Raw genomic sequence first — 15,612 nt, 5'->3', positions numbered from 1 at the left:
TATCAGACCCAAGCCAGACAACTAACTATATCAATAATGAACCAGGACTGACGCAAAACGACAAGCTGTTTACCAAATCAATATGGAATCCGCAGGCTCTATGCGGCTTGCAGAGGCATTTCGTGCCAACAGGCGCATGCAGCCTGCGGAGTCGTTTTGGGAATTTCTAAAAACTCTTTACCGATAATCCATGGAAACGCTTATTCCTATTTTCTCTACGTATCAGCGTTTCCGTGTTTTTGTGATGAGCGGTCTTGGTTTTTGCGCCATTCCTATGAACTAATTAACTAACTAAATAAGTAAGAACGAAATGAGAAACCCATTATGAGTGCATTGATGAACCGAGACACCATTCCCCACTTCATCGAGGGTGAGAAGCAGGATACCAGCAGCGGGCGTTATTCCGACGTCTACAACCCGGCGCTGGGCGTACCGGTTGCCCGTGTTGCACTGGCATCGGTTGAAGAGGTCGACCAGGCCGTTGCCGCCGCTGCCAGGGCGTTCCCGTCCTGGGCCAATACGCCGCCATTGACGCGTGCGCGCGTATTGTTCAGGTATCTGCAACTGCTGCAAGAACATGCAGATCGTTTTGCCGAAATGCTGACGCGGGAGCATGGCAAAACCTTTGCCGATGCGCAGGGTGAGGTTGCCCGCGGTATCGAAGTCGTCGAATTTGCCTGCGGTATTCCGCAGCTCCTGAAAGGGGAATTCAGCGACCAGATCGCGCGTGGTATTGATGCCTGCTCATTCCGTCAGCCACTTGGCGTGGTCGCAGGGATTACACCATTCAATTTTCCGGCGATGGTACCGATGTGGATGTTTCCGGTAGCGCTTGCCTGTGGTAATACTTTTGTACTGAAGCCGTCGGAGCGTGATCCTTCGCCATCGATTCTGCATGCCGAATTGCTGAAGCAGGCTGGCTTGCCGGATGGTGTGTTCAATGTCGTACAAGGTGACAAGACCGCAGTTGATGCCTTGCTAGATCACCCGCAGGTACAGGCAATCAGCTTCGTCGGCTCAACCCCGATCGCCGAATATATTTATACCCGTGGCAGCGCCAATGGCAAGCGCGTACAGGCATTGGGCGGTGCAAAAAATCATATGGTCGTGATGCCGGATGCCGAGATGGAAATGGCAGTCGATGCCCTGATCGGCGCGGCATATGGCTCAGCGGGTGAGCGTTGCATGGCAATTTCTGTCGCAGTTGCTGTGGGTGGTGCGGCCGATAAACTGGTTGCCGCCCTCGCAGAAAAAACACGAGCATTGAAAATCAATGACGGCATGGCTGCCGGAGCCGAAATGGGGCCGGTCGTCAGCCTCGCGGCCAAGCAGCGTATAGAAAAACTGATCGGTCAAGGCGTAGAGCAGGGCGCTGATCTGGTGGTTGACGGGCGCGGACACAAAGTGGCCGGGCGTGAGAATGGTTTCTTTATAGGGGGCACTTTATTTGATCGCGTAACGCCAGAAATGACGATTTATCAGGAAGAGATTTTTGGCCCCGTATTGTGCGTAGTACGTGTGCCGGATATTGCGAGTGCGGTTCAACTGATCAATCAACATGAATATGGCAACGGCGTCGCGATTTTTACCCGCGATGGTGGTGTGGCGCGTGAGTTCGTCCGGCAAATACAAGTCGGTATGGTTGGTGTCAATGTGCCTTTGCCTGTGCCGATGGCCTTCCATAGTTTTGGTGGCTGGAAGCGTAGTCTGTTTGGCGATCATCATGTCTACGGCCCTGAGGGGGTACGTTTTTATACCCGCACCAAGGCGGTCATGCAGCGCTGGCCTGATTCTGCAAAAGGCCATGGCAGTGCCGGTGCAGAATTTGCCTTTCCGCAAATGAAATAATGGGCAAAAATGTTCTGGAATGGTGCAGTGCAAATCAGAAATGTGCCAAATAGCAGCGTAAAAGTGGTAATTTTTGTTTTTACCAAGTGGTAAATATTGGCACGAGGTTTGCTAGCTGTTTCAGGTAATACCGGATGGGTGCCAGCAGCATTGTTAGTCGTCACAGATACTCAAAATAGCCACGGATAGCGGAATGAGAATGTCCGCTGTTTTCCCAGTCAAGATAATAAGTAGGAATGCATGATGATTGAATCTTCCTCTCCGCTGACACAGTGTTTGCCATTGTCTCAGCTAGTACATCTCGCTCAGCCAGATGCCGCCAACGAAGCACTCGCAGCGCGCTTTACCGACCTGGCTCCCGCTCTGAGCATGCGTCAGGCATTGATAGAAAGCCAGCGTTGCCTGTATTGTTACGATGCGCCTTGCACCCGTATTTGCCCATCCGATATTGATGTTGCTAGTTTTATCCGTAATATCGCCAATGAGAATATCAACGGCGCTGCCAAGACTATTCTGCAAGAGAATATTCTGGGTGGCAGTTGTTCTCGTGTATGCCCGACTGAAATCCTGTGTGAGCAAGCTTGCGTGCGCAATCATGATGCTGAAGCTCAGCCGGTCAAGATTGGGCTGTTGCAGCGTCATGCGATTGATCATATGGATTTTCAATCTCATCCATTTCAGCGTACTGCCGCGACTGGGCGCACGGTCGCGGTGGTTGGCGCGGGACCCGCTGGCCTTTCCTGCGCGCATCGCCTGGCGATGCTGGGCAATGACGTCGTTATTTTTGAATCCCACGCGAAACCGGGTGGCCTGAACGAGTATGGGATTGCCAAATACAAGCTAACTGAGGATTTTGCTCAGCGTGAAGTGCAGTTTTTGCTTGAAATAGGCGGCATCACGATTCAATACGGCCATACCTTAGGCCATAATTTACAGCTCAGCGAGTTACGTGAAAAATATGATGCGGTGTTTCTCGGTATCGGTCTTGGCGCTAGCCGTCAACTTGGCCTGACAGGAGAAGATGCCCCCGGTTTGCTGGCAGCAGTCGATTACATTGCCGAATTGCGTCAGGCTGATGATCTGAGTAAATTACCGCTCCCATCAACATGCCTTGTGATCGGCGCAGGGAATACCGCCATTGATATGGCAGTACAGATCGCCAAACTTGGCGCGGAGGATGTCACCGTAGTGTATCGCCGCGGCACAGAGGCGATGTCAGCCACCGGACATGAGCAGGAGATCGCTAAAGCGCATCAGGTCAGATTAAAAACCTGGGCTCAGCCTCAGCAAGTATTGCTGGATGATGCCGGTAAGGTACGTGGTATGCGCTTTGAGAAAACGCGCATGGAAGGCAATCGTCTGATGGGTACTGGTGAGACATTTGAGCTGCCTGCACAGGCGATTTTTAAAGCCATCGGTCAGTCTCTGGATGCAGCCTCACTCAGCGATCCTCTAGCCCATGACCTGTCAAAAGACGGCGATAAAATTGCGGTCGATGATCAGTTCCGTACCTCACTTATTGGCGTCTATGCGGGAGGCGATTGCGTGGCTCCCGGGCAGGATCTGACAGTGCAGGCAGTTCAGCACGGCAAACTTGCCGCTGCAGCGATTCATCAGAACCTGATGTCTGCAGCATTGTCCACAACATCGCCCGCTCCATCATCCAGCTCAACGACAAAAAGGGAGGTTGCATAATGGCCGATCTCAGCATTAATTTCGCCGGTATTAAAGCACCGAATCCATTCTGGCTTGCGTCCGCACCACCGACAGACAAAGCCTACAACGTGATCCGTGCCTTTGAAGCCGGTTGGGGCGGTGTAGTCTGGAAAACTCTGGGCGAAGATCCGGCACCCGTGAATGTGTCTTCACGCTACTCCGCGCATTTTGGCAAAAATCGTGAAGTTATCGGTTTTAATAATATTGAGCTGATCACCGACCGTAGCCTGGAGATTAATCTGCGTGAAATCACGCAGGTAAAAAAAGACTGGCCGGATCGCGCCATGATCGTTTCCATGATGTATCCATGCGAGGAGGCAATCTGGAAATCCGTATTGCCACTGGTAGAAGCAACCGGCGCGGACGCGATTGAACTAAATTTCGGTTGCCCGCACGGCATGCCAGAACGCGGCATGGGGGCGGCAGTAGGGCAGGTGCCGGAATATGTAGAAATGGTCACGCGCTGGTGCAAGCAATATTGCTCTTTGCCAGTGATCGTTAAACTCACTCCCAATATCACTGACGTCCGTATGCCAGCACGCGCTGCGCATAAGGGGGGCGCCGATGCAGTCTCGCTGATCAATACCATCAACTCAATTACTTCGATTGACCTTGATAGCATGGTGGCGCGTCCTATCGTAGGCGGTAAGAGCACACATGGCGGGTATTGCGGTTCTGCCGTGAAGCCGATTGCTTTAAATATGGTGGCAGAAATCGCCCGCGATCCTGCGACGCAGGGCCTGCCGATTTCCGGTATTGGCGGCATTGGCAACTGGCGCGACGCGGCAGAATTCATTGCTCTCGGTGCGGGCTCGGTGCAGGTGTGTACGGCAGCGATGTTGCATGGTTTTCGTATCGTCGAAGACATGAAAGATGGTCTGTCGCGCTGGATGGATGAAAAAGGCTATACCACGATTGAGGATTTTCGTGGCAAGGCGGTCGCTAATACGACCGACTGGAAATATCTGAATATGAACTTCAAATCCATCGCACAGATCAATCAGGATAATTGTATTCAATGCGGCCGTTGCTATATCGCCTGCGAAGACACATCGCATCAATCGATCGCTCAGCTGATCGCTGAAAATGGTCAGCGCACATACGAAGTGATTAAAGAAGAATGTGTCGGCTGCAACCTCTGTCAAATCACGTGCCCGGTTGAAAACTGTATTACGATGGTCGCAGAAGACACAGGCAAACCGTATATGAACTGGACCCAGGATCCGCGCAATCCACGAGCAGAAAATTTGATCAAAGCATAAAAGTGCCGCCATCGATCTACGGATTGCGCTCGATCCAGAGCGCAATCCTTTTGCATTCATGGGCAGCATGGCTAGCGTAGCTAAACCGATAATACCGATAACACTGGCATTACGGGCAGCACAGATAAACCACCGAAGGAGAGGCAAACGTGAACAAATCAGCGGCAAGCAGCGAACTCTGGAACGAAGATCTGGCACCGACCAGCGAGGCGCAACGCACCTGGCGCTGGTATCATTTTGCGGCTCTGTGGGTGGGTATGGTGATGTGTATTCCTGCCTATACTCTGGCGGCAAGCCTGATCGAGGGCGGTATGTCTGCATCGCAAGCCGTGGTGACGGTTTTCCTTGCGAATGCGATCGTGCTGGTGCCGATGCTGTTGATTGGTCATGCTGGTACTAAATACGGTATTCCTTATGCTGTATTGGCGCGTAGTTCCTTCGGCACCAAAGGCGCACGCCTGCCAGCCTTGATGCGGGCGATTGTTGCCTGTGGCTGGTACGGTATCCAGACCTGGTTTGGCGGTATGATGATTTATACGCTGGCGGGTGTGTTGCTCGGCCACCCTCTCGGTGGCGACAAGATCGCCGGTCTCGGCATCAATGGCGCACAGTTCGCTTGCTTCCTCGGTTTCTGGGCTATCCAGTTCTGGTACATCTTTCACGGTATGGATGCCATCCGCAAATTAGAAACCTACACGGCACCCTTAAAAATCATGATTTGTTTTGTCTTGCTGGGCTGGGTATATAACAAGGCAGGCGGCTTCGGCCCGATTCTTGATCAGCCATCGCAGTTTGTCGAGGGTGGTAAAAAAGCTGGGCAATTCTGGACAACATTCTGGCCCTCACTGACAGCAATGATCGGTTTCTGGGCGACGCTGGCATTGAATATTCCTGACTTCACGCGCTTTGCTAAATCACAGCGCGATCAGGTGCTGGGACAAAGTGTCGGTTTGCCGGTACCCATGGGTTTGCTGGCGATGCTGGCAGTGATCGTGACTTCGGCAACCGTGGTGTTATATGGCAAGGCGATCTGGGATCCGGTCGATCTGGCGAGCCGCATGACGGGAGTGGCGGTGCTGATTGCGTTGCTGATTTTGCTGATTGATACCGTCAGCGTAAATCTGGCTGCGAACCTGGTAGGGCCTGCCTATGATTTTTCTGCACTCAGTCCCAAACTGATCAGTTATAAAACCGGTGGCTACATCACAGCGTTTATCGCGATTGCGATGATGCCGTGGAAAATACTGGAATCAACGCAGGGATATATTTTTACCTGGCTGATCGGCTATTCTGCTTTGCTGGGGCCGATTGCCGGGATCCTTATTATTGATTATTACTTCATCCGTAAAACCACGCTCGACGTTGATCAGTTGTATCAAGAGAATGGCAAATATTCTTATGGAAATGGCTGGAATATGGCGGCCATCGCTGCCTTCGTCATCGGTGTGGTGCCGAATATTCCAGGTTTCTTGAACGCGGCTTTCCCGGCCTCATTCCCTGCTACCTCCGATCTGTTTAAAACGATCTATACCTACGCCTGGTTTGTCGGCCTGGTGTTGTCGGGCGTCGTGTACCTGGTCATGATGAAGGGTAAAAAGGATCATGTGCTGGTCGTACCGCAACCGCAATAAAGCATGATTATTGATTGAATCATCGTTACGCTATTCCAGAACTATCAGGAGACCAGTATGAGCATATTGATACGCGGCGGTACCGTCGTGAACGCAGACCGTGAATTCAAGGCAGACGTCTTGTGCGCTGATGGAAAAATCGTCGCTATCGGCGAGAATTTACGTGCGCCTGCCGGTGCTCAGGTCGTTGATGCAGGCGGACAATATGTCATGCCAGGCGGGATCGATCCTCACACACATATGAATCTGCCTTTCATGGGTACGGTTACGGCAGATGATTTCTTTACCGGCACTGCTGCTGGTCTGGCTGGTGGCACGACGACCATTATCGATTTTGTGATTCCGAATCCACAGCAGTCGCTGATGGACGCCTATCAGACCTGGCGCGGCTGGGCGAAAAAATCAGCCGGCGACTACAGTTTTCATGTAGCCGTGACATGGTGGGACGATAGCGTACATGCCGATATGGGAACGCTGGTACGTGACTACGGCGTGAATAGTTTCAAGCATTTTATGGCCTATAAAAACGCCATCATGGCCGATGATGAGGTCCTGGTAAAAAGCTTCAAGCGTGCTTTAGAGTTGGGCGCAATGCCGACGGTACATGCTGAAAACGGCGAGTTGGTTTTTTTACTTCAGCAAGAGTTACTGAAAAAAGGGTTTACCGGTCCGGAGGCGCATCCGCTATCACGCCCGCCTATGGTCGAGGGCGAGGCGGCGAATCGTGCGATTGCCATTGCGAATGTCCTGAACACGCCTATCTATATCGTCCATGTCTCTTGCATTGAATCACTGGAAGCGATTACTCGTGCCCGTAGCAAAGGTCAGCGCGTATTCGGTGAAGTATTGGCCGGGCATTTGACGATTGACGACAGCGTCTATCGCCATCCTGATTTTGAATATGCTGCTGGTCATGTGATGAGTCCACCGTTTCGGTCTAAAGAACACCAGGCGGCATTGTGGCAAGGGCTGCAAGGCGGCAACCTACATACAACAGCGACCGATCATTGCACCTTTTGCGACAGCCAAAAAGCGGCGGGAAAAAATGACTTTACCAAAATCCCGAATGGCTGTGGCGGTGTAGAAGATCGTATGGCCGTCATCTGGGATGCCGGTGTCAACAGCGGCAAACTGACACCCTCTGAATTCGTCAAGGTGACCTCAACCAATGCGGCGCAGATTTTTAATATCTATCCGCGTAAAGGTGCTGTTGCGGTTGGTGCTGATGCCGATATCGTCGTCTGGGATCCGCAGGGATCAAGGACAATTTCGGCTAAGACACAATTTGCTAAAGGCGGCTTTAATGTATTTGAAGGACGTACTGTGCGCGGTATTCCTAGTCATACAGTCAGCGGCGGCAAGCTGGTATTTAAACAGGGTGAATTGTTCGCGGTAGAGGGCGCGGGACAACATGTGGACAGACCGGCGTTCTCACCGATGTTTGATGCCCTGGGACGCATGGCACAGCATGCTGCACCACTTGTTGTGCAGCGCTAATACCGACATTCAGGCAGTAAGTTCTGCCGTAAAAACAGACTGTAAAAAGAGACTTTAAAACCGGGCTGAAAACAAGCTTCAAAACTAAGTTTTAATCTAAGTTCTAATCAGTAGTAAAGAAAAGGAATAAGCATGAATACGGATGGCGTAAGAATTAACGGTGATCGTCTGTGGAACTCGTTGATGGAGCTGGCGCAGATCGGTGCTACCGCCAAAGGTGGGGTGAAGCGCCTCGCTCTGACGGATCTCGATAAACAAGGTCGCGATCTGGTAACTAGTTGGGCCAGAGAGGCAGGTATGTCGGTCACAGTAGACCAGATCGGTAATGTATTTATGCGTCGCGATGGCACTAACAGTGCCTTGCCACCAATTGTATCTGGAAGCCATATCGACACCCAGCCAACCGGCGGCAAGTTTGATGGCAATTACGGTGTGCTGGCTGCGCTGGAAGTAGTGCGAACCCTGAACGATCATCAGATCAAAACGGAAGCGCCGATTGAGGTCGCATTCTGGACTAATGAAGAGGGCTCGCGCTTTGTTCCTGTCATGATGGGTTCCGGTGTGTTCTGCGGCGCATTTTCGCTAGAGCATGCGTACGCGGCTAAGGATGTCGATGGCAAGACCGTCAAAGATGAGCTTGAACGGATTGGCTATTTGGGTAAGCAAACACCCGGTGATCATCCCATCGGTGCGTATTTTGAGACCCACATCGAACAAGGTCCGGTACTCGAAGATGCCGACAAAGTGATCGGTGTTGTTCCTGCCGTGATGGGCTTGTCCTGGTATGACTGCGTCGTTACTGGCATGGAGGCGCACGCGGGTCCGACTCCGATGCATCTGCGTAAAGACGCTCTGCAAATTGCCACCAAAATCATGCAGGAAGTGGTCAACATCGGTAATCGTTATCCGCCGTACGGACGCGGCACGGTCGGCATGGTGCAGGTTTTTCCGAATAGTCGTAATGTGATTCCTGGTGAGGTCAAATTCAGCATCGATTTACGCAACGTCAATGACACCTTACTAAATACCATGCATGAAGAGATACTGGCATTTGTCGATAAGACAGCGAGTGACAGCGGCCTGAATATCACGATTGACAGAGTGTCTTACTATCCGCCTTGCCCATTCCATCCCGACTGTGTTGATGCGGTACGCAGCGCCACAGCCAGACTCGGTTATTCAACGATGGATGTCGTATCCGGAGCTGGGCACGATGCGATTTATACAGCGCGTCTGGCACCGTCCGGTATGATTTTTGTCCCGTGCAAAGACGGGATCAGCCACAACGAAATTGAAGACGCAAAGTCAGAGCATCTTGAGGCGGGCTGCAATGTCTTGCTGCTAGCAATGCTGGAGCGGGCCAGAGTCGTCGCGTAATCCAGCTGAGTTGAGCGCTCAGTGTTAGATGCGCAGGGTTTAGTGCTTAATATTTAGTACTTAGTACTTAGTATTTAGTATTTAGTACTTAGTTTCACCATCCAAGCTTGCCATGAATGTAGATTCAATTCCTGTTACTGGTTGATATTCGAGCCGCTAGTGCGAATGTCAACCGGATCGGGAGGGGTAATTAGTTTTTCTCCTTCTGCTAAAGCACACATTTCAAAAGCATTGTTATTGTATTATTGCCACTCTTTCTTTGATTTGAGCAGATGATGATCACTACAACGATGCAGCGCGTATTTTCTTTCGTGTTTCTGCTTGCACTAAGCTGGTCCGCACAAGCGGCGATCACTCTGTCTGACCCGGTTCCTGTCGGGCCGCAAGTGAAAATCGGTAAACTCGCTAACGGCCTGACCTACTATATCCAAAAAAATACCAAACCCGAGCAGCGTGTCGAGCTCAGGCTTGTGGTCAAAGCGGGCTCTATTTTAGAAGACGACGATCAGCAAGGTCTCGCCCACTTCACCGAGCACATGGCGTTCAACGGTTCTCGCCATTTTAAAAAACATGAACTGATTTCTTATTTGCAGTCGATTGGCGTGAAATTTGGTGCTGACCTGAATGCCTATACCGGTTTTGACGAGACGGTGTATATCTTGCCCATCCCGACAGACAAAAAAGATAATTTAGAAACGGGATTCCTGGTTCTTGAGGACTGGGCGCAAGGGATCTCGATGAATGACGCTGATATTGACAAAGAGCGCGACATTATTCTGGAAGAAGCACGTCTCGGCAAAGGCGCGACTGACCGTATGAATAAACTGGTATTGCCGGAGGTATTTAACGGATCAAAATATGCCGAGCGTTTGCCGATTGGTAAAGAAGACATCATCAAAAACTTTAAATATGAGGCCATCAGACGGTTCTACGCTGACTGGTATCGCCCTGATTTAATGGCAGTTGTTGTGATCGGTGATGTTGATCCGGTTCAGGCTGAAAAAATGATCGTTGCACATTTTTCAGGCTTAAAAAATCCGGCGAAAGAGCGTGTCCGCGACTATGCCCGAATTCCCGACCGGCCTGAGTCAAAAAGCCTGGTAGTCACAGATAAAGAGGCGACTAATAATGTTGTCTTGATCCGCTATCCTGTTCGCACATCCGCTCAGGAAAAGACCATGGCGGATTATCGTCAGAACATGATAAAAAGACTTGTCGCTAATATGATGGCGCAGCGTTTGCAAGAACTGACACTACAGGCAACGCCGCCGTTTTTGGGTGCATCGAATTCACTGGGAATGATCGTTCGCGGCTATGAGTCATATTCATCCTATGCCGTGCTGGGACGCGGTGGGGTTGAGCCGGCGGTCCGTGCGGTGGTTCAAGAGAATGAAAAAGCGCGTCAATATGGCTTTAGTACAGAAGAACTGGAACGCGCTAAAAAAATGCAGCTACGCAATGTGGAAAGCGCCTATAACGAGCGTGATAAAACGAATTCTGTTACTTATGCTGCCGAATATATTCGTCATTTCCTGATGCAGGAAACCATCCCCGGCATCGTCAATGAATTCGCTTATTTCAATGAGCTTTTGCCCGGAATTAATTTGGCTGAGGTGAACGATTATGTGCGTCGTTCTATTCCCGTCGCAACACAAAAATTAGTGGTCTACATGGGCTCGGATAAGACTGAGGTACCTGCACCAACAGAGAGCGCACTACTGCAATTGGTCAATGCCGCGGAAAAAATGCCCGTTGTAATGAACGAACAAAAAAAGGTCGCCGCCAGCCTGATGGAGCGTCCCGTAAAACCGGGTAGCATCGTTTCAGAAAAACCAAATAAAGAACTCGATCTTCTTCAGCTTGAATTATCAAACGGCGTAAAGGTGATTCTCAAGACCACCGATTTTAAAAACGATCAGGTCCTGATCAGTGCCACTCGTTTCGGAGGTCAGTCTCTGTATGGTGACAAGGATAATTTCAATGCCCGCTATGCTAACGCGGTTGTCTGGAATATGGGCTTAAAGACGTTTTCGCCGACGGATATTCCTAAGGTACTGGCAGGAAAGGCAGCCAATTTGCAGACCAGCAGCGGTTTTTATACCGAGAGCTTTAGTGGCAATGCCGGCACCGCCGATGTAGAAGCCTTGTTCCAGTTACTGTATTTAAGAATGACAAGTCCTCGTAAAGATGAGGAATTATTTAAAGCATTCGTCAGTAAAAGTCAGGACGCCACAAAAAATACCATGGCCAATCCTGAATCGATATTTAACGACACGCTGATATCAACACTCTTCAATGACCATCCTCGTCTGGTACATACAGCAAAGCCAGAAGACTTTAGCAAAATCGATCTCGACAGATCAATGACGATTTTTAATGAACGTTTTAGCAGCGCAAAAGGATTGACCTTTATCATCGTTGGCAGCTTCGATGTCGATAAAATGAAACCGCTGATCACTAGCTATCTGGCAAATTTGCCGACGTCGGAGCTCCCCGTTAAATACAAGGATCTGGGATTGCATGCCGTATCGGGCGTTATCAAGAAAGAGGTGAGAGTCGGCAGTGAACAAAAGAGCCGGGTTTCTATTACGTTCAACGGCGATGCTCGTTATTCCAAAGAAGAAAACTTACGTTTCCACGCGATGATTGAAGTCATGAATTTGCGTATTACAGATATTTTGCGCGAAAAAATGGCCTTGATTTATGGCGGCGGTATGAGCGGTGCGCTTAGCCGCACACCGACGCAAACTTACCGCATCGGTGTCATGCTGCCATGCGGCCCTGACAACGTAGACAAAGTGATTGCGGCGATGTTTGCCGAAATTGAAAAAATGAAAATAGAAGGGCCATTGCCATCCGATCTCAATAAGGTCAAACAGAATTGGCTTAAAGAGCGCCAGACCCAGATGCGCACTAATGGATATTGGCTGAGTAATTTGCAGGACTCAGTGTTATACGGAACCGATATGGCAGAGATGCTGAGTTACGAAAAACGACTTGAGGACGTTACCGTCTATGATGTGAAAGAAGCGGCTAAGCTCTACTTCAATACGAACAATTATGTGCAACTCGTGATGTATCCTGAGAAGTAAGTAATGCAGTAATGCGGTGAAGTAAACGATGTAAGCAAGAACGACTATCGCTTATTTTGCTGAGGTGTCGCAATAGAGCAGTGTGCAGAATGCGTTGCGCTCTGCTCTTTTTTTGTTGGTATGGGTCTGGAAGAAAAAATGAATCTCTTGCATCCTGCGATCAGCATGCTGCACTAATTACTGTATGCAGCATCGTCTTTATCTTTATTCGTTTTTTCACTTTATATCACAGGGACATCCATGGATCTGATCATACGACATGCCAATTTGCCAGATGGTCGCCGCGATATTGATATCGCGATACAGGGCGGACGTATTATGGCTGTTGATCACGCGCTTTCTATGCAAGCCAGTGAGGAAATCGATGCTGCTGGCGATCTGGCGTCTCCACCTTTTGTTGATGCACATTTTCATATGGATGCAACGCTGAGCTATGGGCAGCCGCGTGTTAATCAGTCAGGTACTTTATTAGAAGGTATTGCTCTGTGGGGTGAGCTCAAGCCTTTACTCACACAAGAAGCCTTGGTTGAGCGGGCAATGCAGTATTGTGATTGGGCGGTGGGTCGCGGCCTGCTCGCGATTCGTTCACATGTGGATATTTGTGACGATCGTTTACTGGCAGTCGAGGCTTTGCTCGAAGTGAAAAAACGTGTAGCACCGTATATCGATCTGCAATTGGTCGCTTTTCCACAAGACGGTATTTTGCGTAGTGCAACGGCATTCGATAATTTACAGCGCGCCATGTTAATGGGTGTTGATGTGGTCGGAGGAATTCCGCACTTCGAGCGCACCATGGCGGACGGCGCAGAATCGGTCAGATTGCTATGTGAGTTTGCCGCGCAAAAGGGCTATCGCGTCGACATGCACTGTGACGAGTCCGATGATCCCATGTCGCGCCATATCGAGACACTCGCCTATCACACACAGAGGCTAGGCATGCAAGGCAGGGTCACCGGCTCGCATCTGACATCAATGCATTCCATGGACAATTACTATGTCAGTAAATTATTGCCGCTGATCCGCGAAGCCGGCGTAGCCGCAATCGCCAACCCGCTCATCAATATCACATTACAAGGCCGTCACGACAGCTATCCGAAGCGCCGCGGCATGACCCGTGTGCCTGAGATGCTAGCAGCCGGAATCACCGTTGCCTTTGGTCAGGATTGCACAATGGATCCCTGGTACAGCCTGGGATCAGGAGACATGCTGGAAGTCGCCCACATGGGGCTACATGTCGCGCAAATGACCGGTCAGCAGGCAATGCAGCAATGCTACGCAGCGGTGACGGAGATGCCGGCGCAAATTCTAGGCTTAGAGAATTACGGTATCTACGCGGGTGCCAACGCCGACCTCGTGATTCTCGATGCAGGCAGCTCCATCGAAGCCATCCGCCTGCGCGCGGCGCGCCGCTGTGTGATACGGCGTGGCAAGGTAATCAGCCAAAGCCCTGCTGCGTTGGCGAGTTTGAGTTTGCCGGGGCGACCTGCATTAGCCGATTTCCGGCTTCGGTCATAAATGCTTACAACAAACAGCCCTGAATATCTGAACTTTACTTAATATTCTGTTTCTAATTTTCAATCTTGTATTACCGTGATGTTGCATCATGTTATTACCTTATGCTGTTTTGATCGTTCACCTAGTCATCCTAGTTACCAAGAGAGGCTTCTCATGCACAGACCCATTTCAGCCAGTCTATTACTACTCTCCCTTGCCGGAAGCGCTTACGCACAAGTCGTGCAAAATGATGAGCAGCGCAGCACTCTGAGTGATCAGCAGGAAGTTGCTGTGACGATTTACAACGAGAATCTTGCGCTGATAAAAGATCAGCGGAAGTTGCAATTGAAGCGTGGCGCATCGGCGCTTGCTTTTCGCGATGTCAGTGCCAGAATGCGGCCAGAGACGGCCTTGTTGCGTAGCGTGACAGCACCGGGGAGCTTGTCTGTCGTTGAGCAGAATTTTAATTTTGATTTGCTGACACCACAAAAACTATTGGAAAAATATGTGGGTCGTAACGTCAATATCATTCGCACCAATACGGCAACCGGAGCGGAAACGACCGAGTCGGCTCAAGTGTTGTCTGCCAATGGTGGCGTGGTGTTGAAGATCGGTGATCGCATAGAAACTGGTTTGCCTGGCCGCATTATTTACCCTGATGTCCCTGCGAATTTGCGTGACCGTCCTACCTTGGTGATGGCACTCGATAACAACGGCGCGCAGCAACAAGATGTCGAACTCAGTTACCTGACGGGCGGTTTGTCATGGAAGGCCGATTATGTCGTCGAACTGAATGCCACTGACGATAAACTTGATATTTCGGGTTGGGTCACACTGGGTAATACCAGCGGTGCTACGTATCGCAATGCCAAGCTGCAACTGGTGGCTGGTGACGTGCATCAAGTCACGCAAAGAGTTGAGGTTACCGGCAGTTCAATAAAAAGAATGGATAGCCTGCAGCCTATGATGGCTAAAGCGGCCATGGCCGAAGAGTCTTTGTTTGAATATCATTTATACACATTGGACAGGCCAACCACCATTGCAGAAAATCAGACCAAACAAGTGGCATTGCTGGCCGCTTCCGGTGTCTTGGCGCGTAAGGAATTGCTCTTGACTGGCAATGACTATTATTACCAGAGCAGTTACGGCGATCTAGGTCAAAAAATGAAGATAGGCGTTTTCGTAGAGTTCGATAATAAAGAGGCATCCCAATTGGGTATGCCTTTACCCAAAGGTGTCGTACGTGTTTATAAGAAAGACGGTAAAGGCAATGCACAGTTCATCGGTGAGGACAGCATCGATCACACACCGAAAAATGAAAAAGTCCGGCTTAAACTAGGTGACGCTTTTGACGTGACCGCCAATAAGAAACAGACTGACTTCAAAAAACTCGCAAGCTCCGGCAAGTACAACTATGTATTTGAAAGCGCCTATGAGCTAGTGTTGAAAAATGCCAAAAAAGAAGCTGTTGTCGTGACTGTGCAAGAACCTATGCCAGGAGACTGGCAAGTGCTGAACAGCAGCCACCCGTTCACCAAAAGTGCCAGCAACACGGCGGTATGGAAAATCACCGTGCCAGCCGAGGGGAACACCAAGCTGACTTACCGTAGCCTGGTGAAGTATTGAGTTGAGTCGTCTCTCGGTCGAGTTGCCAGCTTTCACTAAGCATTACCTTGGTAGTGCCAAGTTTTATGA

The 15,612-nt window shown here is 50.2% G+C and carries 9 protein-coding genes; all 9 read left to right on the top strand.

All coding sequences use genetic code 11. The features are described from left to right. Positions 1-324: 324 nt before the first annotated feature. The 9 genes from ACO0K3_RS06040 to ACO0K3_RS06000 all read left to right on the top strand — a co-directional run bounded on the left by ACO0K3_RS06040 (position 325) and on the right by ACO0K3_RS06000 (position 15,543). Positions 325-1,848, top strand: coding sequence for a CoA-acylating methylmalonate-semialdehyde dehydrogenase (locus ACO0K3_RS06040; RefSeq protein ID WP_422982844.1), 1,524 nt, complete (start codon positions 325-327; stop codon positions 1,846-1,848). 240 nt (positions 1,849-2,088) lie between these two features. Continuing rightward, entirely contained in the window at positions 2,089-3,543 is a 1,455-nt protein-coding gene (locus tag ACO0K3_RS06035; protein WP_422982842.1) for an NAD(P)-dependent oxidoreductase, read from the top strand. After that, complete coding sequence (gene preA / locus ACO0K3_RS06030; protein ID WP_422982840.1) at positions 3,543-4,826, top strand: NAD-dependent dihydropyrimidine dehydrogenase subunit PreA; 1,284 nt, start codon at positions 3,543-3,545, stop codon at positions 4,824-4,826. Before ACO0K3_RS06035 ends, preA begins: the two co-directional genes overlap by 1 nt. A 149-nt stretch (positions 4,827-4,975) precedes the next feature. Next, complete coding sequence (locus tag ACO0K3_RS06025) at positions 4,976-6,457, top strand: NCS1 family nucleobase:cation symporter-1 (protein WP_422982838.1); 1,482 nt, start codon at positions 4,976-4,978, stop codon at positions 6,455-6,457. Between the two features lie 57 nt (positions 6,458-6,514). Then, positions 6,515-7,954 carry a dihydropyrimidinase gene (hydA, locus tag ACO0K3_RS06020; RefSeq protein ID WP_422982836.1) on the top strand — a complete coding sequence of 480 codons (1,440 nt, stop codon included), beginning with the start codon at positions 6,515-6,517 and terminating at the stop codon, positions 7,952-7,954. Positions 7,955-8,086: 132 nt separating this feature from the next. Further along, the gene (locus tag ACO0K3_RS06015) at positions 8,087-9,331 is read left to right on the top strand and encodes a Zn-dependent hydrolase (RefSeq protein WP_422982834.1); all 1,245 of its coding nucleotides are present in this window, start codon (positions 8,087-8,089) and stop codon (positions 9,329-9,331) included. A 272-nt stretch (positions 9,332-9,603) separates the two neighbouring features. Beyond that, positions 9,604-12,423 (top strand): M16 family metallopeptidase, encoded by a 2,820-nt coding sequence (locus ACO0K3_RS06010; RefSeq protein WP_422982832.1) that lies wholly within the window; start codon positions 9,604-9,606, stop codon positions 12,421-12,423. Positions 12,424-12,663: 240 nt separating this feature from the next. After that, the gene (locus ACO0K3_RS06005; RefSeq protein ID WP_422982831.1) at positions 12,664-13,938 is read left to right on the top strand and encodes an amidohydrolase family protein; all 1,275 of its coding nucleotides are present in this window, start codon (positions 12,664-12,666) and stop codon (positions 13,936-13,938) included. A 153-nt stretch (positions 13,939-14,091) separates the two neighbouring features. Continuing rightward, the gene (locus tag ACO0K3_RS06000) at positions 14,092-15,543 is read left to right on the top strand and encodes a DUF4139 domain-containing protein (RefSeq protein WP_422982830.1); all 1,452 of its coding nucleotides are present in this window, start codon (positions 14,092-14,094) and stop codon (positions 15,541-15,543) included. Positions 15,544-15,612: the final 69 nt, after the last annotated feature.

This window comes from Undibacterium sp. Rencai35W, from assembly GCF_049340185.1.
In the GTDB taxonomy this organism is placed as follows: domain Bacteria; phylum Pseudomonadota; class Gammaproteobacteria; order Burkholderiales; family Burkholderiaceae_D; genus Undibacterium.
Note: the sequence above shows the minus strand (reverse complement) of the source record. Positions and strands in the feature narration are given on the sequence as shown.

Coding starts and splice junctions, on each gene's coding strand:
- ACO0K3_RS06005 (WP_422982831.1), top strand. CDS start 12,664: ATGGATCTGATCATACGACATGCCAATTTGCCAGATGGTCGCCGCGAT.
- hydA (WP_422982836.1), top strand. CDS start 6,515: ATGAGCATATTGATACGCGGCGGTACCGTCGTGAACGCAGACCGTGAA.
- ACO0K3_RS06035 (WP_422982842.1), top strand. CDS start 2,089: ATGATGATTGAATCTTCCTCTCCGCTGACACAGTGTTTGCCATTGTCT.
- preA (WP_422982840.1), top strand. CDS start 3,543: ATGGCCGATCTCAGCATTAATTTCGCCGGTATTAAAGCACCGAATCCA.
- ACO0K3_RS06010 (WP_422982832.1), top strand. CDS start 9,604: ATGATGATCACTACAACGATGCAGCGCGTATTTTCTTTCGTGTTTCTG.
- ACO0K3_RS06040 (WP_422982844.1), top strand. CDS start 325: ATGAGTGCATTGATGAACCGAGACACCATTCCCCACTTCATCGAGGGT.
- ACO0K3_RS06000 (WP_422982830.1), top strand. CDS start 14,092: ATGCACAGACCCATTTCAGCCAGTCTATTACTACTCTCCCTTGCCGGA.
- ACO0K3_RS06015 (WP_422982834.1), top strand. CDS start 8,087: ATGAATACGGATGGCGTAAGAATTAACGGTGATCGTCTGTGGAACTCG.